This is a genomic window from Monashia sp. NPDC004114 (genome assembly GCF_053603855.1).
Map to the genome: position 1 here is coordinate 37,858 of NZ_JBSGGK010000013.1, position 23,511 is coordinate 61,368.

At 69.2% G+C, this 23,511-nt stretch carries 21 protein-coding genes; 11 read left to right on the forward strand and 10 right to left on the reverse strand.

Annotation, left to right across the window (positions count from 1 at the left end; translation table 11 throughout):
* The first annotated feature begins 437 nt into the window (after positions 1-437).
* Positions 438-1,760, forward strand: a complete 1,323-nt coding sequence (locus tag ACWEOW_RS16580) for a S8 family peptidase (protein ID WP_452270323.1) — start codon at positions 438-440, stop codon at positions 1,758-1,760.
* A gap of 138 nt (positions 1,761-1,898) precedes the next feature.
* Positions 1,899-3,236, forward strand: a complete 1,338-nt coding sequence (locus tag ACWEOW_RS16585) for a S8 family peptidase (protein ID WP_452270324.1) — start codon at positions 1,899-1,901, stop codon at positions 3,234-3,236.
* An 84-nt stretch (positions 3,237-3,320) separates the two neighbouring features.
* Here the strand turns inward: ACWEOW_RS16585 and ACWEOW_RS16590 are convergent, their stop codons facing one another.
* Complete coding sequence (locus ACWEOW_RS16590) at positions 3,321-3,959, reverse strand: peroxiredoxin (protein WP_452270325.1); 639 nt, start codon at positions 3,957-3,959, stop codon at positions 3,321-3,323.
* Positions 3,960-4,245: 286 nt separating this feature from the next.
* Here ACWEOW_RS16590 and ACWEOW_RS16595 point away from each other — a divergent pair, with 286 nt between their 5' ends.
* Positions 4,246-4,458, forward strand: coding sequence for a hypothetical protein (locus ACWEOW_RS16595; protein ID WP_452270326.1), 213 nt, complete (start codon positions 4,246-4,248; stop codon positions 4,456-4,458).
* A gap of 40 nt (positions 4,459-4,498) precedes the next feature.
* On the opposite strand, the gene ACWEOW_RS16600 is transcribed toward ACWEOW_RS16595, so the two are convergent.
* The 5 genes from ACWEOW_RS16600 to ACWEOW_RS16620 all read right to left on the reverse strand — a co-directional run bounded on the left by ACWEOW_RS16600 (position 4,499) and on the right by ACWEOW_RS16620 (position 8,810).
* Positions 4,499-4,930, reverse strand: a complete 432-nt coding sequence (locus ACWEOW_RS16600) for a hypothetical protein (protein ID WP_452270327.1) — start codon at positions 4,928-4,930, stop codon at positions 4,499-4,501.
* Between the two features lie 362 nt (positions 4,931-5,292).
* Positions 5,293-6,384, reverse strand: coding sequence for an inositol-3-phosphate synthase (locus tag ACWEOW_RS16605; RefSeq protein WP_452270328.1), 1,092 nt, complete (start codon positions 6,382-6,384; stop codon positions 5,293-5,295).
* A 3-nt stretch (positions 6,385-6,387) separates the two neighbouring features.
* Positions 6,388-7,035, reverse strand: a complete 648-nt coding sequence (locus ACWEOW_RS16610) for a PadR family transcriptional regulator (protein ID WP_452270329.1) — start codon at positions 7,033-7,035, stop codon at positions 6,388-6,390.
* Between the two features lie 168 nt (positions 7,036-7,203).
* Positions 7,204-8,283, reverse strand: a complete 1,080-nt coding sequence (locus ACWEOW_RS16615; protein ID WP_452270330.1) for a hypothetical protein — start codon at positions 8,281-8,283, stop codon at positions 7,204-7,206.
* The gene (locus ACWEOW_RS16620; protein WP_452270331.1) at positions 8,280-8,810 is read right to left on the reverse strand and encodes a SigE family RNA polymerase sigma factor; all 531 of its coding nucleotides are present in this window, start codon (positions 8,808-8,810) and stop codon (positions 8,280-8,282) included. The genes ACWEOW_RS16615 and ACWEOW_RS16620 overlap by 4 nt, the downstream gene beginning before the upstream one ends.
* Before the next feature lie 247 nt (positions 8,811-9,057).
* Between ACWEOW_RS16620 and ACWEOW_RS16625 the strand changes: the two genes are divergently transcribed.
* From ACWEOW_RS16625 to rplI, 8 genes are all read left to right on the forward strand, one after another.
* Complete coding sequence (locus tag ACWEOW_RS16625; protein WP_452270332.1) at positions 9,058-11,319, forward strand: transglycosylase domain-containing protein; 2,262 nt, start codon at positions 9,058-9,060, stop codon at positions 11,317-11,319.
* Positions 11,320-11,384: 65 nt separating this feature from the next.
* Positions 11,385-12,713, forward strand: a complete 1,329-nt coding sequence (locus ACWEOW_RS16630) for a glycosyltransferase 87 family protein (protein ID WP_452270333.1) — start codon at positions 11,385-11,387, stop codon at positions 12,711-12,713.
* Between the two features lie 122 nt (positions 12,714-12,835).
* Positions 12,836-13,378, forward strand: a complete 543-nt coding sequence (locus ACWEOW_RS16635; protein ID WP_452270334.1) for a hypothetical protein — start codon at positions 12,836-12,838, stop codon at positions 13,376-13,378.
* A gap of 49 nt (positions 13,379-13,427) precedes the next feature.
* A complete protein-coding gene (locus ACWEOW_RS16640; protein ID WP_452270335.1) occupies positions 13,428-16,406 on the forward strand; it encodes a M48 family metalloprotease in 2,979 nt (992 codons plus the stop codon).
* 203 nt (positions 16,407-16,609) lie between these two features.
* Positions 16,610-16,897 carry a 30S ribosomal protein S6 gene (rpsF, locus tag ACWEOW_RS16645; protein WP_452270336.1) on the forward strand — a complete coding sequence of 96 codons (288 nt, stop codon included), beginning with the start codon at positions 16,610-16,612 and terminating at the stop codon, positions 16,895-16,897.
* Between the two features lie 116 nt (positions 16,898-17,013).
* A complete protein-coding gene (locus tag ACWEOW_RS16650; RefSeq protein ID WP_452270337.1) occupies positions 17,014-17,634 on the forward strand; it encodes a single-stranded DNA-binding protein in 621 nt (206 codons plus the stop codon).
* A gap of 121 nt (positions 17,635-17,755) precedes the next feature.
* Entirely contained in the window at positions 17,756-17,992 is a 237-nt protein-coding gene (gene rpsR / locus ACWEOW_RS16655) for a 30S ribosomal protein S18 (RefSeq protein ID WP_013494395.1), read from the forward strand.
* Positions 17,993-18,022: 30 nt separating this feature from the next.
* A complete protein-coding gene (rplI, locus tag ACWEOW_RS16660) occupies positions 18,023-18,469 on the forward strand; it encodes a 50S ribosomal protein L9 (protein WP_452270338.1) in 447 nt (148 codons plus the stop codon).
* A 365-nt stretch (positions 18,470-18,834) separates the two neighbouring features.
* Here rplI and ACWEOW_RS16665 read toward each other — a convergent pair whose 3' ends face one another.
* From ACWEOW_RS16665 to ACWEOW_RS16680, 4 genes are read right to left on the reverse strand one after another with little or no spacing between them, the layout of a single operon-like run.
* A complete protein-coding gene (locus ACWEOW_RS16665; RefSeq protein WP_452270339.1) occupies positions 18,835-19,884 on the reverse strand; it encodes a LacI family DNA-binding transcriptional regulator in 1,050 nt (349 codons plus the stop codon).
* A complete protein-coding gene (locus tag ACWEOW_RS16670) occupies positions 19,881-21,425 on the reverse strand; it encodes a GH1 family beta-glucosidase (RefSeq protein WP_452270340.1) in 1,545 nt (514 codons plus the stop codon). The genes ACWEOW_RS16665 and ACWEOW_RS16670 overlap by 4 nt, the downstream gene beginning before the upstream one ends.
* Entirely contained in the window at positions 21,422-22,381 is a 960-nt protein-coding gene (locus ACWEOW_RS16675) for a carbohydrate ABC transporter permease (RefSeq protein WP_452270341.1), read from the reverse strand. The genes ACWEOW_RS16670 and ACWEOW_RS16675 overlap by 4 nt, the downstream gene beginning before the upstream one ends.
* Complete coding sequence (locus ACWEOW_RS16680) at positions 22,378-23,424, reverse strand: carbohydrate ABC transporter permease (protein WP_452270342.1); 1,047 nt, start codon at positions 23,422-23,424, stop codon at positions 22,378-22,380. Before ACWEOW_RS16680 ends, ACWEOW_RS16675 begins: the two co-directional genes overlap by 4 nt.
* Positions 23,425-23,511: the final 87 nt, after the last annotated feature.

Consider the following 23,511-nt stretch of genomic DNA (forward strand, 5'->3'; position numbering starts at 1 on the left):
CGGGCGAACCGCACGGAGGCAAAGCCGTGGCGGACGGCCTCGTCGCTATCTCCACGGTCGCGACAAACCACCGATGCTGCCTGGTGGGCAATTGAGAGAGCGGCAGCCTCCTGTGATGTAGCCAAAATCCGCGTTGCTATCACAAGCGCTCGCAAGGGCTGCGATATTGCCAGTGGGAGCAGGGACTCGGCCAGGTCGTTCGGCGCGGGTCGGGGGACTGCGGTGCCGATCCGGCCAGGTCCGGGCGCTGGGGTGTCACGACCTCGGCGCTCAGCGGCTCGCTTCATCGCCACACCCCCTCACCTCCTGGAGGCAAGCACATGACCCAGAAACATGATGACAGGTCTGCTGGTTCCGAGGGCCCGCCTTCGAAATGGTGGAACCTGCCTCCAGACGACAGCTCACGAAGGGCGCGATACGCCGAGCAGGTCCGGCGCATGAAGGAAAGCATCGAGGGTCGCGAGGGCTCGGTGGTGGGGGTCTACCCGGATCCGGAAGATCTCTCGCGCACCGAGTTCCTCTACCGGATCGGCCACCTGCTGACTCGAGACCGAGATGCCCCAAGGGTCAGGGAAGTTCTTGGGCTCCCGCCGGACCCAGCCGACAAGCGCGACTCGAGCGGCGGTCCCACGAAGCCAATCAAGGGGCTCACCCTGCTGGACATCCGAGAGAGCCGGCTTGCCCCGGAGGACCCTGACGACCCGCGGTCCCAGACAGTGCGCGCCCTCGACCTGATCGACCGCGCGCTGGGAGCTGGTGTCGCTTCGTTTGACCGCGTGATTCACCTGACGGCCGACGGGCACAGTGGGGCCGACTCGGCAAGCTCCTGTCCGGCGACCGAACCCCGTATCGCCACCTTCCCACCCGTCCCGGATGTGACCTGCCACAGGAGTCTGGGAAAGGGCGTGGTCGTCGCTGTCATTGACACCGGGATCCCCAAGACCTCGGACGGGCACATGATTTCGCTTCATCGCTGGCCCTGGCTCAGGAAGGTGACAGGCGGCCTGGAAGACAGTCACGTGGGTGACTATCGCGGCCACGGCCTCTTCGTTGCCGGCGTCTTGAGAACCATGGCACCCAAGGCGCGCGTTCATGTGTACCCGTTCATCTACACCGATGGCGGGACGTTCGAGAGTACCCTCGCGCCACAGCTCGTGGCGGTGTTCCGCACGCGACCCGACATCATCAGTATGTCCGCCGGAACGAGGGTCCCGGGATACTTCGCCGCCTCCGTCGACGACAACAGCTTCCTCGCCGCGGAGCAGCCGTTGCTCACGTTCGAGGTCTTCCGGGAGGAGTACCTGTCCTGTTCGGCGACGCTGCTCGTTTGCGCGGCAGGCAACGACGGCACACGTGGGCCGTTCGAGCCGGCGAGCCTGTGCTGGCCCGTGGCAGTCGGCGCCTTGACCGCGAAGGGCAAGCTCGCGAAGTACAGCAATCGGGGTCACTGGGTGGACGTCTACTCGCGAGGATCCCGGATGGTCAACGCCTTCCCGGACGGCGACTACACGTATCACGTGACGGACGGACTCACAGGCCAGACCGTCCACTTCGACATGGGCATGGCGCGGTGGAGTGGCACGTCCTTCTCCACGCCACTGGTTGCGGGGTTGGTGGCGGCGCGCATGTCCTGGAGCGGTGAGAACGCCCGGCAGGCGTGGGAGTCCCTGGCCCGAATCGCTGCCTCGAAGGCTCGGAACGGAAGGTGGGTGCTCGAGCCTGGCGACGCAGACCCAGGCGTGCAGCCTCCGTGCTGCTGAGGAGACCGATGCCCCGGATCCGGCACACCAGGTGGCCCGCAGTCAGCAGTTGGGTCGGGAGCAGGCCGGTATCAGCCGGCCCCGGATCGGCGTCCGTAGAGAGCCCACATTCATTCTGCATAGATCAGGAGATCGGCGATGACGACGCCTCCATGGTTTGACCAGAACGTGCCCAACCCCGACCAGCGCGCGCGGTACACGATCCAGCTCGAGCTGATGATGTCGCGGCTGAACAACCATCCGAAGAACAGGGCGCGGGGTATCACCGTTGCCCGCTACCCCGACGACGGAGCCATCTCAGACACGGAGTTCCTGTACGCGAGGCAGAGACTGCTCACCAAGAAGGAGCACGCGAGCGAGGTCGTCAGGGAGCTGAGCAAGACCTGCCAGGACCCGTTCTTCGCCAGTGACGTTATTCCTGGTGTCCTGACGCAGATCACCCTGCCTGACAGCCTCACGACGATCGAGGCCCTGGACCGCCTCCGCGACACCCCGGGTGATGACAAGGAGCCGATCGCCGCGTTCGATCGGGTCGTCCACATCGCCTCCGCGAGCTCATGCCCCGCTACCGAGCCGATGAAGGCAGAGTCGGACACACCCGTGCCGGCGCTCGAGGACGTAATAAGAGACCCCCGCGTGGTACGCGTCGTCGTCGTCGACACCGGCATCCCGGCGAACCCGCAGGGCCATCTCATCTCCCTGGCTCGATGGGACTGGATGGACGACGGGAACGTGGTCGGCGAGGCCGAGGACCCGGACGTCGGCCACTACCGCGGACACGGGCTCTTCGTGGCCGGGGTCATCGCGTCGATGGCCCGAACGGCGCAGATCGACGTGCGGGCCTACCTGATGGCCTGTGGCGGCCGCATCGAGAGCGACCTCGCGGTCGACGTCTACAACGCCTTCAACGAGAAGCCGAGCCCCGACATCATCAGCCTTTCGGCAGGCACCTCCACTCTCTCGGGCACAACCGGCTCGGCCGAGTCCCTGTTCAGCTTCAAGGCTCTGATGAAGCTGTTCGCCGAGTCCGAGACGCTACTGGTCTGTGCCGCTGGCAACGACCAGAGCGAGGGCCCGTTCGAGCCTGCCAGTCTCAAAGACTTCACCGACTACCCGATCGCGGTCGGTGCCCTGGATGCCAACGGTAAGAGGGCGGGCTACAGCAACTTCGGTGACTGGGTCGACGTCTATGCTCGCGGCTCGGACATGGTCAATGCCTTCCCGAACGGCGCCTACCACTACGAGGAGCCGCCCCGGGTGGGCAAGCCTGATCTTCAGGTCACCAACTGGATGGCGACGTGGAGCGGGACCTCTTTCTCGACCCCGCTCGTCACCGGAATCATCGCGCGCCGAATGGTGGCGAAGTCTCAGACGGCGAAGCAGGCCTGGAGAGACCTGAAGAGGATTGCGTCGTCCAAAGTGATCCAGCCGGGCGACCTGCCCACGCTGGAGCCTGACGACGCGATCAAGCCGTAAGTCCGCGGGTGCCTTGAGAGCCGAGGTATGCGGGAGGGTGCGTTCCAGCGGAACGCACCCTCCGGCATACGGCTGGGGGACTCCTCAGGCGGAGGCGGTGGTGAAGCGGAGGTACGGCTTGACCTCGTCGACAGCGTCGTGGCCGAAGCGCTCCCGCGCGTCGGCGGTCGAGATGGTCGGCGCGACGATGACCTTCTGGCCTTCGCGCCAGTCGGCGGGGGTCGAGTACGGGCCGCTGTCGGTCAGCTGGAGGGCGTCGACCGCCCGGAGGATCTCGTCGAAGTTGCGGCCGACGCTCTTGGGGTAGGTCAGCGACAGGCGGACCTTGTTGGCCGGGTCGATGACGAAGACCGAGCGCACGCTGGAGGTGTCACCCTCACCCGGGTGGATCATGTCGTAGAGCTCGGACACCTGGCGCGAGTCGTCGGCGATGATCGGGTAGGTCACGGCAGCGCCGCCCACCTCCTCGATGTCGCCCTTCCACTCCTCGTGCCGGTCGATCGGGTCGACCGAGACCGCGAGCACCTTGACGTTTCGGCGGGTCCACTCGCCGTCGAGGGCCGCAACCCGTCCGAGCTCGGTCGTGCAGACGGGCGTGAAGTCGGCCGGGTGGCTGAAGAGCACGGCCCAGCTGTCGGCCTTCCAGTCGTGGAACGAGATCGAGCCCTCCGTGGTCTCGGCCTCGAAGTCGGGGGCGATCTCGCCCAGTCGCGGTGTTGCCATTGGGTCGTCCTCTCACGGTCGGGCGCACGTCACGCCCTCGTCTGTGGGCCATTCTGGCCGCAAGACCATGCATCTGGTTATGGCTGTCCAAATGTTGTGACGCGAAGCCTGGTCGATCGTGCGTCGCGGGACGGCCTCGGGACGCGTCGGACCACCTCGAACGGACTGTGGCCGAAGGGAAACCACCCCAAAGCGTCCAAACGGCACGCGGCGGTGCACTGCTCCACGCCGTGGCCTTGCCGGGAGCTCCACGAGGCCCAGCTCGCCCTCGTCACGACCCTGCCCCGTGATTTCCTTCCCGGGTGCGGATGAGGCCTCGGACCAGGCGGAGCTGTGCCTCGCGCGGGCCGACGCAGCGGTGGCCGAGGAACATCTCGACGACGTCAGCCTCGTCACCCTCTACCCGAACACAGATCGCGCGTGGCGGACCGACCGGTCGGTCATGTGGGTCGTGACACCGAGCGACAAGCAGCCCACGACCGGGTCTGCCTTCAAGTAGCCGTCTGCCGCCAGACCCGCTGCCGGGCCCGCGGGCCTGGTCAGCCGAGCGGGTTGCAGGCGCACAGCCTGAGATCGGGTGCGAGCAGCAGCTCGTCCGCGCCCCCGCCGTCCGTGAGGCCGAGCCTCAGCGCCGGCACCCGGTGGGACATGTCGGTCCCGCCGCCAGCGGTGACCAGCGCGACGACCTCGACCCTCTGGGACGGCGGGATCGTGTAGCCGGCGACGGACGGCCCGGACGAGGTGCCTCCGGGCAGGATCGCGTTGGGGATCTCGCCCTCCTTGAGGACCTGCACCTTCGAGTCGCCGCTCCAGACTGCGCCCGACCCGGGCTGCTGCCCGCCCAGCCGCAGGCCCGTCAGCTTTGCCGGCTGGTCGCACGGGTTGGAAATGACGGTATAGGTCACCCACCAGGTGCTTCCCGGAGCCGCAGCGAAGCGCGTGACCGTGCCCGTGAGCGGGCGGCTGTCCACCGTGCAGGCAAGCGTCGGCGGGACGTGTGGGGACCGGCCCGACAACGAGATGCCCCCGGCCGGCGACGAGCACCCGCCGATCGCGATCAACAGGACGGCGCATCCGGCAGTCAGACAACGTCGCGGCAAGGCAGGCTCCTGGGGTCGCGGGCGACTCGCCCGTCGGGTGAGGACAGAGTGATCCAACCGCGGACCGGAAGCGGGTGCGAGGGACTCAGGTGCCCACACGGTTGGACGCGCCGCAGGGCCCGCCTCCGTGTGGAAGCGGGCCCTGCGGCATACGTGCTCAGATCACCCGGTCACTCTCAGTCGATGTGATCGCGCGCTATAGAGCGCGCGGATACATCGAACCGGGGTCAGCCTCAGCGGGGCTCGTCGCCGCGGATGAAGGCCTCGAGCTTGGCGCGGCCGACCGTGTCCTCGCGCTGCTCCGGCGGGGACTTCATGAGGTACGACGACGCCGACAGCAGGGCGCCGCCGATGCCGCGGTCCTTGGCGATCTTCGCCGCGCGGATCGCGTCGATGATGATGCCGGCCGAGTTGGGGGAGTCCCAGACCTCGAGCTTGTACTCGAGGTTCAGCGGCACGTCACCGAAGGCGCGACCCTCGAGGCGGACGTAGGCCCACTTGCGGTCGTCGAGCCACGCGACGTAGTCGGACGGGCCGATGTGGACGTTGCGGTCGTCCTTCTTGCCGGCGAGGGGGCCGGTGAGGTTCGAGGTGACGGCCTGCGTCTTGGAGACCTTCTTGGACTCGAGACGCTCGCGCTCGAGCATGTTCTTGAAGTCCATGTTGCCGCCGACGTTGAGCTGGTACGTGCGGTCGAGCACGACGCCGCGGTCCTCGAACAGCTTGGCCATGACCCGGTGCGTGATCGTCGCGCCGACCTGGCTCTTGATGTCGTCACCGATGATCGGCACGCCGGCCGCCTCGAACTTCGCGGCCCACTCCGGGTCGGACGCGATGAACACCGGAAGCGCGTTGACGAAGGCGACGCCCGCGTCGATGGCGCACTGCGCGTAGTACTTGTCGGCCTCCTCGGAACCCACCGGCAGGTAGGAGACGAGCACGTCGGCCTTGGCGTCCTTGAGCGCCTTGACCATGTCGACCGGCTCTGCCGCTGACTCGTCGATGGTCAGGCGGTAGTACTTGCCGAGGCCGTCGAGGGTGTGGCCGCGCTGGACCGTGACGCCGCTGGTGGGCACGTCGCAGATCTTGATGGTGTTGTTCTCCGAGGCGTTGATCGCCTCGGCGAGGTCCTTGCCGACCTTCTTGTCGTCCACGTCGAACGCGGCGACGAACTCGACGTCGCTGACGTGGTACGGGCCGAACTTGACGTGCATGAGGCCCGGCACGGTGCCGGCCGCATCAGCGTCCTTGTAGTACTCGACACCCTGCACGAGCGAGCTCGCGCAGTTGCCGACGCCGACGATGGCGACGCGTACGGATCCCATGGATCACTCCTTGTTTTCTGTGGTGTTGTCGTGCTTGGTGATGCTCGATGGCGTGGTGAGGTCGTCGTATGCCGTGGGCCCGGGGTCCAGGGCCGCCCGCCGCTCCGCGACGATGAGCTCCTCGAGCCACCGGACCTCGCGCTCCGCGCGCTCCTCGCCGTGCTGCTGCAGCGCGAGGGTGTAGCTGTCCATGCGCTCGCGGTTGCGGGTCGAGGCGTCGCGGATGTTGGCCAGGCGCTCCTCCAGTCGCGACCGGCGCCCTTCGAGGATGCGCAGCCGGACCTGGGCCTCCGTGCGCGAGAAGAACGCGAAGCGCACGTCGAAGTCGTCGTCGTCCCAGGCGTCCGGGCCGGAGGCGGCGACAAGGTCCTGGAAGTGCTCCTTGCCGTCCGCGGTCAGCTCGTACGTGATCCGCGGCCGCTTGCTGCCGCGGGTCGGCTGCTCCTCGGTCTCGTGGATGTGCCCGGCCTCGACGAGCGAGCGCAGGGCCGGGTAGAGCGAGCCATAGGACAGGGCGCGGAAGATACCGAGGGCCGTGGTGAGCCGCTTGCGCAGCTCGTACCCGTGGAGCGGGCCGTCGTGGAGCACCCCGAGAATCGCGAACTCGAGCAACGCCGCACGGCGGCTCGGGGGTCGCGATGTCCGTGGCACGGCATCACCATACACCGCGAGATATATCGACGCGATACATCACGGTGATCACTTCGCCACGCCCCACCGTAGGAGCCCCCAATGCGCAACACACCGAGCAGCCGCAAGATCCGACGGTAATAGCCGCCGGATCTTGCAACTGCTCGGTGTGTTGCCGGGGAGCGGGGGTCAGGGGACGAGCGTGTAGATCGCCAGCAGCATCACGCCGCTTCGAGGGAGCGGACCCTCGTGAACCAGCTCGACCGTGTGCGCCGGCCAGGCCGGCTGCGGCGTCGTGGCCTGACCCCCGGAGGAGTTGGCACCACTGTCCGAGCTCAGCCCCTTGAGCCGGTCGGTGCCGACGTCGCCGCCGCCCACACCCGCGGAGCCGTAGGTGACGAGGAACGGTGCGTTGGCCGGTGTGGCCTCGACGATCCACTGTCGCGGTCTGAACGACGCGACCGACACCTGGCCGTCGAGCCGGTAGAGGTAGCCGCCGTACTCACGGACTCGTGGGAGCTCGGCGACCACGGCGCCCGTGGTCGGGTCGACGACCTCCACCTGCTCACCGAGGTCGTATGCCGCACCCGCCACCCGCAGCGACGGCGCGGTGACGGGCTGGTTGGTCTTCTGGTCCACCACCACGACGCTCACCGTGACCGGACGGCCGACTGTCAGCTCCGGCCAGCCCTTGCCCGGCTCCGGCGTCGCGGTGCTCGACGGCAGGTCGCCGCTCGGAGTGGCCGATGCGCAGCTGGAGCCGAAGAGCCGGCGCCCGTCGAGGACGAAGTAGGCCCAGGCCCGCTGCGCGGTGCGGTCGTCGACACCAGGCAGCCAGCAGTCGGCAGTCAGGGCCATCCGCGTGGTCGTCGGGGTCCACGTCAGCGTGACCGAGCTCTGGCCGCGCTCGCCGATCGACGCGACGGCCAGGTGGTTGTCCGCGACGGTCGCCCGGTAGCGCAGGCCGTCGCGCACGACGTCCCCCCTCGACTGCGGGACCGCGCGGAACGGCATACCGTCCGCTCCGAGCATCGGGCCGCTGCTCACCGGCGCGGCCGGGACGACCGGCGCCGCAGGGCGACCGAGCGAGCCGGCCACGGCAACGCCGGTGACCACCAAGGCGGCGCACGCCGCGGCGGCTGCACCGACGGCCCGTCGGCGCTTGGTCCGGGCGACCTTGCGGGCCACACCGGTGGACAGCTCGGCCGGAGCGGGCTGGAGGTCGTCGGCGAGCAGGGCCAGCTCCTCGCGCAGGTCGGTGAGGTTCATCGCGCGTTCTCCTCGCTCGTCGCAACGGTGTCGGTCAGGGACGGGTCGACCCGGAGCTTGGCGAGCGCTCGGCTCGCCTGGCTCTTCACGGTGCCGACCGAACACTGCATGATCTCGGCGGTCTCGGCCTCGGACAGGTCTTCGTAGAACCGAAGGACGACCACGGCTCGCTGTCGCTTGGGCAGCCGCCCGAGGGCGCGCCACAGGTCCGTGCGCTCCTCGACCCGTCTCGACTCGCGGCCGGCTGCCGGGCCGTGGTCGCCGCCGGCCGGGGCCTCGGGCAGGTCGGCGGTGGCCTCCTCGCCGTTCCACCGGCGCCGCCACCAGCTCGAGTACGTGTTCACGATGATCTTGCGGACGTAGGCGTCCGGCTGGCCCTCGATCCGGCCCCAGGCGAACCACGCCTTGGCCAGCGAGGTCTGCACGAGGTCCTCAGCGAGGGCTCGGTCGCGGGTGAGCAGGTATGCCGTCCGGAGCAGGGCGCTCGCACGCGCGGTCACGAAGGCGTCGAAGCCGTCGCGCTCCACTGCGCCTCCCGTCCAAGGGCTCGTCAGGGCCGGTGCAGCCACCGGGCCTGGGTCCGTTGTCGTCGTCACACTGACAGGTACCGGTTGTCCCCGCCCGCAGGTTGCACGGCTCCCTGAACGTCCTTGTGATCGTTCTGTGCGGAACTTGTGCGTCCCGGACTTCGTTTCGTCGTCTTGGCATGGTGCAGGCCATACTGATATGCGGCCCGGGACGATTCTCGGGCCAAATCGGTGAATGGAGAGGGTAGTGACTCAGAGCAGGCACGAGGTCCGTGCTGCCCAGATCGCGGCGGAGAAGGGCCGTCGGCGTGGGGGCGGCAACGGCAGTGGCGGCCCTGATGGCGGCACCGACTTCTACGACGGGTACGACGAGGAAGGTCGCACCGGGTGGCGCAAGTGGGTGATCGGCACCCTCAAGTGGGGCACGATCACCGGCCTCGCGCTCTTCGTGCTCGGCGTCCTCGGCGTGATCATCGCCTACAACAAGATCGGTATCCCGCAGCCCAACGACATCGCCAACCGGCAGGTCTCGATCATCTACTACGCCGACGGCAAGACCGAGCTCGACCGAATCGCGGTGCAGGACGGAAACCGCGAGTCGGTGAAGCTGTCGCAGGTCCCGAAGTTCGTGCAGGACGCGCACATCGCCGCCGAGGACCGGACCTTCTACCAGAACAACGGCATCTCGGTCGGCGGCATCCTGCGCGCGATCAAGACGAGCGTCACCGGCGAGGCCCAGGTGGGTGGCTCGACGATCACCCAGCAGTACGTCAAGAACTACTTCCTCACCCAGGACCGCACGATCTCCCGCAAGGCCAAGGAGATCCTCATCGCGATGAAGATCGACGGCCAGCTGACCAAGTCGGAGATCCTCGAGAAGTACCTCAACACCATCTACTACGGCCGCGGCGCCTATGGCATCCAGAGCGCCTCGAAGGCCTACTTCGGCAAGGACGTGGGCAAGCTCACCGTTCCCGAAGGCGCAGTGCTCGCCTCGGTCATCAACGCCCCGTCGCTCTATGACCCCGCCAACGGCGACCGCGCCCAGGCCAACCTCGAGAAGCGCTTCAACTACGTCCTCAACGGCATGGTCGACGAGGGCTGGCTCACCCAGGCCGAGCGCGCCAAGTACACCGCGCTGCCGAAGATCCTGCCGTACAAGAGCAACAAGTTCTCGGCCGGCCCGAACGGCTACGTCACGGCGCAGGTCAAGAAGGAGCTGCTTGCCAACGGCCTCACGGACCGCGACATCGACGCCGGCGGTCTGCGCATCACCACCACGATCGACAAGAAGGCGCAGGACGCGGCGATCGCCGCGATGAAGGAGAACCTGCCCAAGAAGGTGCAGGGCGGCCTGGTCGCGATCCGCCCCGGCGACGGTGCGGTCGTAGCGATGTACGGCGGCGCCGACTATGCCAAGAGCCAGTTCAACTCCGCCACGCAGGCGATCCTTCAGGGTGGCTCGAACTTCAAACCTTTCGGTGTCCTGGCCGCACTCCGCATGGGGATCTCGACCAAGACGCAGTTCGACGGTGACACCCCCCAGACGTTCGCCGACACCACGATCAACAACTTCAACAACGTGTCGTACGGCATGGTCGACATGCGCCGGATGATCGGCCGCTCGATCAACACCGCGTTCGTCAACCTCAACGAGCAGATCGGGCCCAAGCAGACCCGCCAGGCGGCCATCGACGCCGGGATCCCCGTGACCACGCCGTCGATCAACAACAACGACCTGACCAACATCCTCGGCACGGCGGCTCCGCACGTCATCGACATGGCATCGGCCTACTCGACGATCGCGGCGCAGGGCATCCGCAGCACCCCATACATCGTCAAGAGCGTAACCTCGACGACCGGCGGCTTCAGCTACGAGGCCAAGCCCGAGACGAAGCGCGCCTTCGACAAGGACGTCACTGCCGACGCCACCGATGCGATGACCTACACCGTCAAGAAGGGCGGCACCGCGACGAAGATCGGCCACTCGCTGGCTGATGGAGGGCTGGGCGACCGCCCGGTCGCGGGCAAGACCGGTACGTCGGAGAACAACCGCTCGAAGTGGTTCACCGGCTTCGTCCCGCAGCTGGCCGTCTCGGTCGGGATGTACAAACCCACCGACGACGGCAAGAGCAGCCTGCCGCTGACCGAGGCGGAGTCATCGATGCCGGACGGGTCGACCATCCCGGCCAACATCTGGCTCGACTTCATGCGCCCGACGCTGGACGGCACCGACATCATCCCCTTCCCGGAGCGGGCCGGCATCGGCGACGACAAGGTCAAGCTGCCGACGACCACCACGACGCTGCCGCCGACCACGACCGCGCCGCCGACGACCACGCAGTCGCCGACGACCACGACGCAGCAGCCGACGGAGACCAAGACCAACGGCACCGGCAAGCCCCAGCCGCCGACGACCACGGATTCGCCAACGGTGTCGATCCCGTTGCCGCCGCTCCCGTCCGACTCCACGACGACCAAACCCGGTCACGGCGCGCCGAGCGGCTGAGGTTCGGCAGGTTAGGGTGAGTCCGGCCGTAGAGCTGACCGCGTCGACTGGAGGATGACCCGAGGATGAGCGACCCCGTCGTGACCGCAGCCTCTGAGGTCATCGGCGGCCCGCGCGGACGGTATGCCGCGGCGCGCGAGCTTCCGTGGGTGGTGACGGCCGCCATGCTGTCGGTGCTCACGGCCATCACGGTCGGGCTCGGCATCCTGCTGCGAGCGCCCTGCCTGCGCACGGGTTTCACGGGCGACGGCCAGTTCTGGAACGCCTGCTACGCGGACCTGCCGGCCGCGTACCGCGACGCGAACATCAAGGCCGGCCTGGCGGCATACCTCCAGGGTGGTCAAGGGGCACCCGTGACGGGGCAGCCCCCATTGACGGGCCTGGCACTGACCGCGGTCGCAAGCCTCGTGCCGGACGGGTCGCTGCGCGCCCGGGCGGCATGGTTCTTCGCCCTGTGGGCGGTGCTGCTGACGCTGGGCATCCTCCTCATCATCTGGCTCGTCGCGTCCTCGGCGCGCGAGCCGATCTCCGCGGCGCACGTGGCGCTGTCACCCGTCGTAGCGCTCGCTGGGTTCATCTCGGCCGATCTGCTGGGTGTCGTGCTTGCGAGCGCCGGCATGTGGGCCTGGGCCAGACGCAACCCCACGCTCGCCGGGGTCTTCCTCGGGCTCGCGATCGGCGCACGGTCCTACCCGGTCCTCATCCTCGTCGCCATCGGCCTGCTCAGCCTGCGCTCGGGACGGCTTCGCGAGTACGCCCGGACGGCCGGCTACGCGCTGCTCGTCTTCGGTGCCGTGCTCGCAGGGATCTGGCTGCTCAACCCGGCGGCCGCTGGGTCCGCGTACCAGGGCTGGGCATCGGCCGGGGCCGGGTACGGCTCCCCGTGGCTGCTGCCTCAGCTGGCCGGCCACCCGCTGCCCGACGGCGTCGTCACAGCCCTGGCCGTCGTGGGGTGGATCGCCGCTCTCGTCGCCGGGGCGGTCCTCGCACTGTCGTCGGCGCGCCGCCCGACCATCGCCGAGGTCTCGCTCGTCATGGTGGGACTCGTGCTCGTCACCGGCAAGTCGTTCACGGTGCAGAGCTCGCTGTGGCTCGTCCCGCTCATCGCGTGGTGCGCCATGCAGTGGCGCGACCATCTCATCTGGGCCGGGGCCGAGTCACTCAACTTCGTGGCGGTCTGGCTGACGATCGCCGCGACGACGGTGCCCGACCGGGGCCTGCCGGCTGCGTGGTACGCCTTCTTCTCGATGCTTCGCGTCGTCGCCGTGCTCTGGCTCGTTGCGGTGATCTGGCTGCGCGCGCGCGAGCGGTGGGGCCGGTCCGGGCCGGATCCTGACGACCTCGCCGGGCCGATGACCGGCGCCGACGACGCGGTCATCGTCCGCTTCACGTGAGCCGGCCGCCGCTGCGCCTTGATCCGGTGACCTTCCCGGATCAAGGGCAGCAGCTGGGGGCGGTCCGGGCGGATACTTGGGTGAGCGGTCCTCGCCGTGACCGCAGCTGGGGGGTGAGGCACATGAGCACTGCACCGGATCGGGCCCGGCCCGAGGATCGGGCGCTCATCAGTGTGCTGGCCCAGTCGGTGCTGGCCCAGGCCGCGCCCGACGAGCTCCCCGTCTTCGACGAGACCGCCGAGGACTACTTCGACGACCCGGCGGCGACGCTGCGGCCGCATGGCCGGGACGAGCCGGTCGGCTTCGGGATCGACATCGCGCTGCTCACGCCCTACGTCCTCGCTGTGGCGACGCCGGTGATCCAGCTCATCGTCGGCCTCGTGTCCGACGCCGTGCACACCGACAGCCGCTCGGTGCTCGCCCCGCTCGTCCGACGGCTCCTGCGACTGCCGGAGCCGTCCGCAGAAGGTGCTGCCGACGCTGGGGCCGGCGCGGCGGCAACGGCGGCTGCCTCGGCCGGCGAGGCGCCGCTCGCGCTCACGACCGAGCAGGCGCGCCAGATCCACGACGTCGCCCTCGAGCGGGGGCGCAGCCTCGGCCTCGTCGACGAGCTGGCGGCGCTGCTGGCCGATGCGGTCGTGGGCGGCCTCGTCGTCGCCCGCTGACTCTCCAGCTCTCACCCGCCAGCGGGCCCTCCGTGTGAGGGAGGTTGCGATGTCCACCAACCCGAGCGGTCCGGTCGACCGGCCCGAGAGCCCTGTCTCGACGACCTCGACCGATGCGGCGGATGCGGCGGCCGGGGCGGATGCGGCGGCCGGGGCGGATGCGGCGGCCGGGGCGGATGCGACGGATGCGGCGGTCGCGAGGGCGCTCCCCAGGGACGACCCGCTGACGCGCCCTCGCGTGCTCGCCCTGCCCTCGCCGACTGCGGTGCGCGGCCTCGTGCTGGTCGGCGCGCTGCTCAGCGCCGGGCTCTTCGTCGGTACGTGGTTCCACCACGAGACGTCACTCGGTGTCGACTGGGTCCAGCAGGTGGCGGACTGCTCCGCGGGGCAGGGGTCGCCGAGCGCTACCGATGTCGAGGGCAGCCTGCTCCAGGAGCAGTCGTTCCTCGCGTGCGTCGCGTCCGCCCAGACCACGCTGGCCGCCTTCGCGATCGGGGGTGCCCTGCTGGCGGCTCTGCTGGGGGTCGCGGTGGCGCTCGTGGTGCCGACCGTGATCGAGCGCCGACGGCGCTTGCGTACCCATGGTGCGGCGGTGACGATGGCGACGCCACGTGTGGGCGAGCTGGGCGCGGAGCTCGGGCTCCGTCACCTCCCCCGGGTCGTCGTCGGGCCGCCGTCGACCCGGGATGCCTTCAGCTACGGCCTCCCCGGCCGGTACCGCATCGTGCTGCCGACAGCCGTGGCCATCCGTCCGCGCGACGCGCGCATGTTCGACCCTCTCGTACTCCACGAGCTGGCGCATGTACGCCGCGGCGACGTCGTGCTGGCCTGGGCCGCTCGCTCGTTCTGGCTGGCGCTCGTCCCGCTCCTCGTCGCTCCCGTGGTGCTGGCTGCCATTGAGCGGGACCTCTCGCTGCTGCCGTCCTATCTGTGGCGGGCGGCAGTTCTCCTCGCCGTGACCGCGCTGGCAGCGGCGGCCATCCTCAGGGGTCGCGAGTTCGAGGCCGACCTCGACAGCGCCGGCAGCCCGGCGCGGCGCGAGTCGCTGGCCCTGCTCCTGGACCGGGTCCGGCCCAGGCCGCTGCCCCGGTGGCGACGACCGCTCGCGTACCACCCAGACCCAGCCGAGCGGCGTGCCACGCTCGCCGACCCAGCCCGTGCCACTCGACTGTCCGTCCTCGACGGTCTGACGGCAGCGTTCCTGGCCGCGCTCGTGGTGCCGTTGCTCGTCTCGGTCGTCACGACGCTGCCGTCGGTCCGGGAGCACACCGTCATCATCAGCACCGCACTCGTCGGTGCGATGCTCGGGACCACCCTCGGGCTCGGGTTGTGGCGACGCTCGCTGGTGTGCCGCGTCACTGCCCCGGGCGCAGGCGCGGGCCCGTCGGTGCGGCCCGACGCCCTGCGGCTCGCCGGTGGCGTGTTCGTCGGCCATGCGCTCGGCGGGTATGCGTCGCTCGGGCAGGTCGGCGCGAGCACGGTCACGGGGTTCGACCATCCGTGGGTGGTGCTCGTGTCGGCGCTCGCGTCCGCGGGCGCGACGGTCGTCGTCGCCGCGCTCGGGGAGCTGGCGACCGCCGTCGCCCCGTCCGTCGGCCGTCGCACGTATGCCGCTCTGTGCGTCCTCGTCTCGACCCTCGTCTTCGTCCTGGTGCTGTGGGCAGCAACGACCCTGACCCAGGCGCTGGACCTGGGTGGCTGGATGCTCGGCGCTGCGGCGACGGTGACGATCGTCGTGCCGTTGGCCGTCGGCTGGGGAGCCCTGGTCCTGGCGGCCGCGGTGGCAGCCCTCGCATTCGCCGGGTCCCGTCTGCGACGGGTGCCTGCCGCGCCACCGGACTGGCTCCTCGAGAAGCAGCCCCCTGCAGGTTCGTCGACGCGAGAGGTCCCGGACGGCGGGCTCGACGCCGAGCACACGTTCGTGACGGCGTCGGCGTTCGGTTCGACTCATCCAGAGGCGCCCCACTGGGCTGCCCCTACGTCTGCGCGTGATGTCGCGGTCGCCGCCCTCATCGGCCTCACGACGGGCGGGTTCGCAGCGGCGTCGATCTGGCTCTACCGCGCCCTTGCCGGACCGGCGCCGAACCAGCAGGTTCTCGAACAGCGGTACTACGCCTACGTCTGGGTGTTCGCCGTGGCCGGCCTCGTCGCGATGGTCGTGTCCCGGATCCGCTGGGGCTTCGTGGGCATCGCCCTCGGGCTCGTGTCCGGCCTCGTCGCCTCGACCGTCGCAGCCCTCGGTTTCGTCATCGTCAACTCGTCCTATGGCGGCGCGATCACCGTCGAGTTCGTCATGGTGAGCCTGCGCCCGGCAGTCGGTCTGGGCCTGCTCCTGGCAGTCCTCGTTTCAGCCCTACTGGTCGGTCGGCGGCCGGGCCGCCTCGCCGAGCCCGACGAGTCGGGTGAGAACGGGCGCGCTGCTGCTGTTCGGTCCACGCCGGCCACGCGGCGGCGCCGCACTGTCGCTGTCCTCGCGCTGGCGGCGGTGCTCGCGGCCGGCCTCGCACAGGCAGTGGTTGCCGCCCGAGATGTCGTGGCGCCTCGGTTCGACGAGGCGGCCATGGCAGCGATGGTGCGCCAGCACCTCGGCGACACCGGGGACACCGCACGCTCGACGGTGGGTGAGGACGCCGAGGTGACGGCATACCTCTCAGGGTTCGTGCCCGACGTCGGGCGACGCCTGATCGGCGTCCGCACCGCCCTGGCCGACATCGTCGGGTCCCCGACGACCGACCTGCCGGCGCTCGCGGCTCGGGTGCGGGCCGAGGTGGTCGCACCGCTGGAAGGGCTGCGGGACACGGTCGCGCGGCGCGCGGTCAAGGACCCGGCGCTGCTCGCCGCACACCAGCTTCTTGCGAACGTCATCGATGTGGAGCTTGTGGCGGCCCGGGAGATCGGGGACGCCTACGCCGCGGCCGACCCCGTGCGTTTCAACGACGGGGCCACGCTGTGGGAGGCAGCCCAGCAGGAGTATGCCGAGTGGCTGAGCACGATGCTGGCCATGCGTCAGCGGGTCACGCGGAGCTGAGCGCCGGTCCCGGGTGCCGCGCCGATTTCATCGGACCCGGCCGCGACCGGTAGTCTTGGCGGGTTCGCCGTGCACCTACCTGTGGACGAAACCGGCCGAGAGTCGGTGGGGTCTGAGAGGCTGGGGCCCGGCGGGACGTTTGCAACCCTCCTGTCACGGGAAAGACCCGCGACCGCTGAGACCAGAGGAGGTGGGTTAGAAGCATGCGTCAGTACGAACTCATGGTCATCCTGGACCCGGAGACCGAGGAGCGCACCGTCGGCACCACGATGGACAAGTTCCTCGCCGTGGTGAAGAACGACGGTGGCACGGTCGACAACGTCGACGTCTGGGGCCGTCGCCGCCTGGCCTACGACATCAAGAAGAAGTCCGAGGGCATCTACGCCGTCGTCAACTTCACCGCTGAGCCGGCCACCGCGCAGGAGCTCGACCGTCAGCTGAACCTCAGCGAGTCGATCATGCGCACCAAGCTGCTCCGTCCGGGCGCCTGACCACGTCCCGGATCGACACGACCACCTCGATCACCTCGATCACTCCGGCGGGCGCGAGCCCGTCGGCGCGGTCACCCCGGCACGATCACCCAACGCAGGACTGAACGGAGCCACTCATGGCAGGCGACACCGTCATCACGATCATCGGCAACCTGACCGCCGACCCCGAGCTTCGGTTCACGCCGTCGGGGGCCGCTGTCGCGAACTTCACCGTGGCTTCGACGCCTCGGCAGTTCGACCGCCAGACCAACGAGTGGAAGGACGGCGAGACGCTGTTCATGCGCTGCTCGGTGTGGCGTGATGCGGCGGAGAACGTCGCCGAGTCACTCCAGCGAGGCATGCGGGTCATCGTGTCCGGTCGCCTGAAGTCCCGGTCCTACGAGACGAAGGAAGGCGAGAAGCGCACCGTCGTCGAGATGGACGTGGACGAGATCGGCCCGTCGCTGCGCAGCGCGACCGCGAAGGTCAACAAGACCCAGCGGGGTGGCGGCGGCGGCTTCGGTGGCGGCCAAGGTGGCAACCAGGGCGGCTGGAGCGGCGGCGGGCAGGACGACCCGTGGGCGACCGGCGGCCAGGGCGGTCACCAGGGTGGCAACCAGGGTGGCAACCAGGGCGGCAACCAGGGCGGCTGGGGACAGCCCGCCGGTGGCGGTCAGCCCGCGGCCGGGGGGCAGCCCGCGGCCGGCGGTCAGGGTGGCTGGGGGCAGGCTCCCAGCTACGACGAGCCCCCGTTCTGATCCGACCCGATCGAGCAGGTCAGCATTCGCCGCCCAGCCCGGCTGAGCGGCATACCAACCACATGAAGAACCCATCCCGGGGCTCGAACCCCGGGCTCTCATCCTGAAGGAGAGCACCACGATGGCAAAGCCCGTTGTGCGCAAGCCCAAGAAGAAGGCCAACCCGCTGAAGGCGGCGAAGGTCGAGAACATCGACTACAAGGACACCGCGCTGCTGCGCAAGTTCATCTCCGACCGCGGCAAGATCCGCGCTCGTCGCGTGACCGGTGTGTCCGTTCAGGAGCAGCGTCTCATCGCCACGGCCGTCAAGAACGCCCGTGAGATGGCCCTGCTGCCCTACTCGAGCTCGGCTCGCTGAGCCTCCGCTCGAGACTGAAGGAGAACCCCAATGAAGCTCATTCTCACGCACGAGGTCTCCGGCCTCGGTGCCGCCGGTGACGTCGTCGAGGTCAAGGACGGCTACGCCCGCAACTACCTGCTGCCTCGCGGGCTTGCCACGCCGTGGACCAAGGGTGGCCAGAAGCAGGTCGACGCACTGACCAAGGGCCGCGCTGCTCGCGCGATCAACGACCTCGACCAGGCCAAGGGCATCAAGGGCCAGCTCGAGGCGACGTCCGTCACGGTCGCCGCCAAGGCCGGCCAGTCGGGTCGCCTGTTCGGCGCCGTCAGCAACGGCGACATCGCCGCGGCCGTCAAGGCCGCCGGTGGCCCCGAGCTCGACAAGCGCAAGATCGAGGTGAAGCAGGCCATCAAGTCGGTTGGCTCGTACGAGGCAACCGTTCGCCTGCACGCCGAGGTCGCCGCGACCATCAAGTTCGAGGTCGTCTCCGTCTGAGCGGACCGTAAAGATCGGCCAAGGGGCCGGGCACCGCACCAGCGGGGCCCGGCCCCTTTCGCGTTCCCCCTCACGTCGAGTGGGCGCCCCGCCCCACCTGCCCCACCCTTCCCACGGCATTCCTCCGTCGAGTGGGCGCCCCGCCCCACCTGCCCCACGGCATTCTCCGTCGAGTGGGCGCCCCGTCCCATTGGTCTCACCCGTCCCACGGCATTCCTCCGTCGAGTGGGCGCGCCGTCCCACCCGCCCCACCTGCCCCAACGTCCTGTGTGACAGGTGGGGTTGGGTGGCCACTCGACGGTGTGGGACGGGTGGGGTTGGGTGGCCACTCGACTGGGGGAGCGATGCGGCGGCAGCAGCTGGTCTCAGGCGGAGTCGCGCAGGACGAGGTGGGTGGGGAGCATGGTGACCCGCTCGACCTGCTCTCCGCTGAGCAGCCGCAGCAGCGTGTCCGCCATGACGACGCCCATCTCCAGCGACGGCTGCGCCACGGTGGTGAGGCCCACTCGGCCGCGGGTCGCGAACTGGCTGTTGTCGAACCCGACGAGCGCGACGTCCTGCGGCACCCGCAGTCCGCGCTCCTCGAGCGCCAGCATCGCGCCGCTGGCCATCAGGTCGCTGGCCACGAAGATCGCGTCGACGTCCGGGAACTCGTCGACGAGGGTGAGCGTGGCACGCACCCCGCCGGCCTCGGTGAAGTCTCCCCGGGCGAGCCGGTGGTCGGTCAGCCCGGCGCTTGCCAGCGCGTCACGCCATCCGAGCTCGCGGTCGACCGAGGCCGGCATGTCGGCGGGCCCGGTGATGGTGGCGATGGCGCGTCGCCCGGCCGCGACGAGGTGCTCGACCCCGCGCCGGGCACCGGACCGGTTGTCGACGTCGATGTAGTAGTCGCCGGGGTGCGCGATCTCACCGAGCGGCCGGCCGCCGAAGACGACCGGAAGAGACTGTCCCAGGGAGGCGAGGAAGTGGTCGCCCGAGTGGTGCGACACGACGAGTGCGCCGTCGACGTTGCCGCCGAGCAGGTAGCGCCGGGTCTTCTCGGACGGCGAGCTCGGGTGGGTGAGCTGCAGGTTCAGGACATAGTCGCTGTCGTCGAGACGGTCACTGATCCCTTGCACCACGTCCGCGAAGTACGGGTCGCCGAAGAACCGGTGGGCGTTCTCGGGGACGACGAGCGCGATGGACATCGTCGCCCGGGCGACCAGCGAGCGCGCCGCCCGGTTGGGAACGTAGTTGAGCTCCTCGATGGCCTTCTCGACAACGGCGAAGACGTCGGGGCTCACGCGCGGCGAGCCGTTGATGACCCGGGACACCGTTGCGCGGGAGACACCGGCGACGCGTGCGACCTCCTCGAGCGTGGGTCGCCCGGACTGGCTCACCCCGGCTGGGGAGGTCGCACGCGTCCCGTCCTTCATTCCCTGCTGTCTCCTGGGTCCGTCGGCCGTGCCGGGTCGTCTGCCATCCGGCCCGTCCCATCGCGATCGAACGGCGCCGGCAACCGGCGTGTGGCGATGATCCGGGCATAGTCGAGCGCGCTCGCCTTCGGGGTGCGCTCCTGCGTCGTGTAGTCAACTCGGACGATACCGAAGCGTTTCGCGTATCCCCAGGCCCACTCGAAGTTGTCGAGCAGCGACCAGTAGAAGTACCCCCGCACGGGGACCCCGGCGTCGACCGCGTCGAGGATGGCGCCGACGTGAGCGCGGACGTATGCCGTCCGGTCGCGGTCATCGACGAAGCCGTCCTCGTCGGGGGTGTCCTCGAAGGCAGCGCCGTTCTCGGTCACGTGCAGGGCGACCCCGGCCGGGCCGGCATACTCCTCGTGGAGCCGGACGAGCAGGCGGGTCAGCCCTTCGGGCTGGATCTCCCAGTCCATGGCGGTGACGGGCAGGCCGCGCGGGTGGCGGAACGCGGCGTCGGCTGCTGGGAAGGGCGAGCGCGTGGCGCGGCCACCGTTCTCGTTGTCCGAGAGGCGGCTCGCGGGCGGCGTGTGCCCGACCGCCTCGCCGTTGTAGTAGTTGACGCCGAGCACGTCGATCGGCGTCGAGATGACCTCGAGGTCGCCGTCCATGATGTGGTCCTCGAGTCCCAGGCCGCGGACATCCTCGAGCACGTCCAGCGGGTACGCGCCGCGGAAGATCGGGTCGAGGAAGATCCGGTTCATCTGGCCGTCGATCCGGCGTGCTGCGTCGACGTCGCGCGGGTCGGTCGGGTCGAGCGGGTCGGCCACGGTGAAGTTCAGCGTCAGCCCGAGCTCGAGGTCGGCATCTCGGCTGCGCAGCTCGCGGACGACGCGACCGTGTCCCAGCATGAGGTGGTGTGCCGCGGCGAGCCCGTCGGCCGGGGAGGTGCGCCCCGGGGCGTGCATGCCCGCTGTGTAGCCGAGGAACGCCGAGCAGAAGGGCTCGTTGAGGGTCGTCCAGGTGCGCACCCGGTCGCCGAGCCGGTCGTGCACGGCCAGGGAGTAGGCGACGAACCGGTCGACGGTCTCCCGTGAGGTCCAGCCGCCACGGTCCTCGAGGGTCTGCGGCAGGTCCCAGTGGTACAGGGTGAGCCACGGCGAGATGCCGGCGTCGAGCAGCGAGTCGACGAGACGCTCGTAGAAGTCGAGCCCCCTGGCGTTGACGGGCCCTCCGTCAGGGCAGATGCGTGCCCACGACGTGGAGAAGCGGTAGGACTGCACGCCGAGCGACCGCATGACTGCCACGTCGGCGGCATACCGGTGGTAGTGGTCGCAGGCGACGTCGCCGGTGTCGCCCTGGACGACGGCACCTGGGGTGTGCGAGAAGGTGTCCCAGATCGAGTCGGTGCGCCCGTCGTCGTGGAAGGCGCCCTCGATCTGGTAGGCCGCCGTCGCGGCACCGAGGACGAAGTCCACGGGCACCAGGCGCCCCTGGCCCGCAAGGGAGTTCGTGCTCCGGATCTGGGTCTCGGTTGAGACGGTCTGGTCGGCGGTCATCCCTTGACAGCTCCTTGCATGATGCCGGACACGAGCTGGCGGCCGGCGATGACGAAGACGACGATGAGCGGGATCGCGGCGAGGACGACGCCGGCCAGGACGAGCGAGTAGTCGACGAAGTAGGCGGCCTGGAGCTGCTGCAGGGCCACGGGCAGCGTCGGGTTGCCGGGGTCGAGGATGATGAACGGCCAGAAGAAGTTCGTCCACGCCATGATGAAGGTGAACAGGCCGAGCATGGCCGCGCCGGGCCGCGCCGCAGGCAGCGCGACACTCCAGAAGGTGCGGAAGACCGAGGCGCCGTCGACCCGTGCGGCCTCGATGAGCTCGTCGGGCAGTGCCTCCTTGAGGTACTGCGTCATCCAGAAGACCCCGAACGCGCTGACGAGCGAAGGCAGGATGACGGCGCCGAGGCTGCCGATCCAGCCGAGCTTGCTCATGACGATGAAGAGCGGGACGATCCCGAGCTGCATCGGCACGCACATGGTGGCGATCACGAAGAGCAGCAAGGCGTTCGCACCGGTGAACCGCAGCTTCGCGAAGGCGAACCCGGCCAGCGTGGAGAACAGCACCACCCCGAGCGCAACGACCGTCGAGACGATGATGCTGTTGCCCAGCGCCTTCCAGAACGGGAGCGTGTCCACGACCGTGCTCGCGTTCTTGAAGAAGTTGCCGCCGGGGATGAGCGAGACGGAGCCGCTGTTGATCGCGGCTGCGTCCTTGCTGCCGATGACGAACGACCACCAGAGCGGGAAGACGCTGCCGATGAGGATGATCGTCAGGACGATGTATGCCGTCTTGCCGGCTCGTTGCTGCCGGGCGACGTTCCGCACGGCGCGAGACGCGCGCCACGGTCTGCCTCCGCCCCGGGTCTGGCGGCTGTCCTGGCCTGGGGACGGGCGTGTGGCGTGGTCGGGACCGTGGTCGGGGCCCTTGGTGGTGCGTGCGGCGATGGTCATCGGGACTCCTTCGAGGCGATGCGTCGCGTGATGACGAAGTTGATGACGGCGAACACGACGATGATGAGGAAGAGCAGCCAGGCGATCGCAGCGGCGCGGCCGAAGTTCTTCTGCGTCCAGCCGATGTTGTAGAGGTAGATCGTCAGCGTCTGCCACTGACGGTCGGCGCCACCCTGGCCGTACTGGTCGAACATCCGGGGTTCGTCGAAGATCTGCAGGCCGCCGATGGTCGAGGTGATCGTGACGAAGATGATCGTCGCGCGCAGCTGCGGCAGCGTGATCGAGAAGAACGTGCGGACCTTGCCGGCGCCGTCGATGAGGGCGGCCTCGTAGAAGTCCCGGGGGATGGTCTGCATGGCGGCGAGCAGGATCAGCGCGTTGTAGCCCGTCCACCGGAAGTTGACCATCGTGGCGATGGCGACGTGGCTGGCGAGCGTGTCCTTGTGCCACTGGACGGGCTCGACCCCGACCCAGCCGAGCACCTGGTTGATGAGCCCGAACTTGTCGCCGAACAGGTCGTTGAAGATGAGGACCACGGCAACGGGCGCGATGACGTAGGGGAGCAGGACACCCATGCGCCAGAAGGTCTTTGCTCTCAGTCCGGCGTCGAGGGCGGCCGCGATGAGCAGCGCGATGATGATCTGCGGGATGCTCGAGAGCAGGAAGATCGAGATCGTGTTGCGCAGCGCGTTCCAGAAGAACGGCTGCTTGAGCACATCCTGGAAGTTCTTCAGCCCGACGAAGTCTCCCTGGCCGCCGATGAGGTGCCACTGGTGCAGCGAGACCCACAGCGTGTAGAGGAGCGGGAAGAGCCCGACGATGGCGAAGAGGATGAAGAACGGCGAGACGTACGCGTAGGGAGAGACCTTCGCATCGAGCCGGCTGAGCCGCTGGCGGGTCTTCGAGCGATCGGTCCGGCGGACCGGGTTCGGTTGTGGTGCAGGGGGTTTCGAGGGTCCGCCTGAGTCGAGCGGCGGCTTCGCGGTGACGGTCACGGTGTGCTCTCTCTCATGCGGGACGGCATTCCGGAATGAGGTGTCCATTCCTCGCAGGCTCGGAGGTGACATCTCCCCGGCTCCAGCCCGGTGGGTGCGCTGGTGGGGCGCACCCACCGGACGTATGGGTTCAGT

Excerpts from the sequence above, each read along its gene's own strand:
- ACWEOW_RS16580 (WP_452270323.1), top strand. The coding sequence starts at position 438 with ATGAAGGAAAGCATCGAGGGTCGCGAGGGCTCGGTGGTGGGGGTCTAC.
- ACWEOW_RS16585 (WP_452270324.1), top strand. The coding sequence starts at position 1,899 with ATGACGACGCCTCCATGGTTTGACCAGAACGTGCCCAACCCCGACCAG.
- ACWEOW_RS16590 (WP_452270325.1), bottom strand. The coding sequence starts at position 3,959 with ATGGCAACACCGCGACTGGGCGAGATCGCCCCCGACTTCGAGGCCGAG.
- ACWEOW_RS16605 (WP_452270328.1), bottom strand. The coding sequence starts at position 6,384 with ATGGGATCCGTACGCGTCGCCATCGTCGGCGTCGGCAACTGCGCGAGC.
- ACWEOW_RS16615 (WP_452270330.1), bottom strand. The coding sequence starts at position 8,283 with ATGAACCTCACCGACCTGCGCGAGGAGCTGGCCCTGCTCGCCGACGAC.
- ACWEOW_RS16630 (WP_452270333.1), top strand. The coding sequence starts at position 11,385 with ATGAGCGACCCCGTCGTGACCGCAGCCTCTGAGGTCATCGGCGGCCCG.
- ACWEOW_RS16635 (WP_452270334.1), top strand. The coding sequence starts at position 12,836 with ATGAGCACTGCACCGGATCGGGCCCGGCCCGAGGATCGGGCGCTCATC.
- ACWEOW_RS16640 (WP_452270335.1), top strand. The coding sequence starts at position 13,428 with ATGTCCACCAACCCGAGCGGTCCGGTCGACCGGCCCGAGAGCCCTGTC.
- rpsF (WP_452270336.1), top strand. The coding sequence starts at position 16,610 with ATGCGTCAGTACGAACTCATGGTCATCCTGGACCCGGAGACCGAGGAG.
- ACWEOW_RS16650 (WP_452270337.1), top strand. The coding sequence starts at position 17,014 with ATGGCAGGCGACACCGTCATCACGATCATCGGCAACCTGACCGCCGAC.
- rpsR (WP_013494395.1), top strand. The coding sequence starts at position 17,756 with ATGGCAAAGCCCGTTGTGCGCAAGCCCAAGAAGAAGGCCAACCCGCTG.
- rplI (WP_452270338.1), top strand. The coding sequence starts at position 18,023 with ATGAAGCTCATTCTCACGCACGAGGTCTCCGGCCTCGGTGCCGCCGGT.
- ACWEOW_RS16665 (WP_452270339.1), bottom strand. The coding sequence starts at position 19,884 with ATGAAGGACGGGACGCGTGCGACCTCCCCAGCCGGGGTGAGCCAGTCC.
- ACWEOW_RS16670 (WP_452270340.1), bottom strand. The coding sequence starts at position 21,425 with ATGACCGCCGACCAGACCGTCTCAACCGAGACCCAGATCCGGAGCACG.
- ACWEOW_RS16675 (WP_452270341.1), bottom strand. The coding sequence starts at position 22,381 with ATGACCATCGCCGCACGCACCACCAAGGGCCCCGACCACGGTCCCGAC.
- ACWEOW_RS16680 (WP_452270342.1), bottom strand. The coding sequence starts at position 23,424 with ATGGACACCTCATTCCGGAATGCCGTCCCGCATGAGAGAGAGCACACC.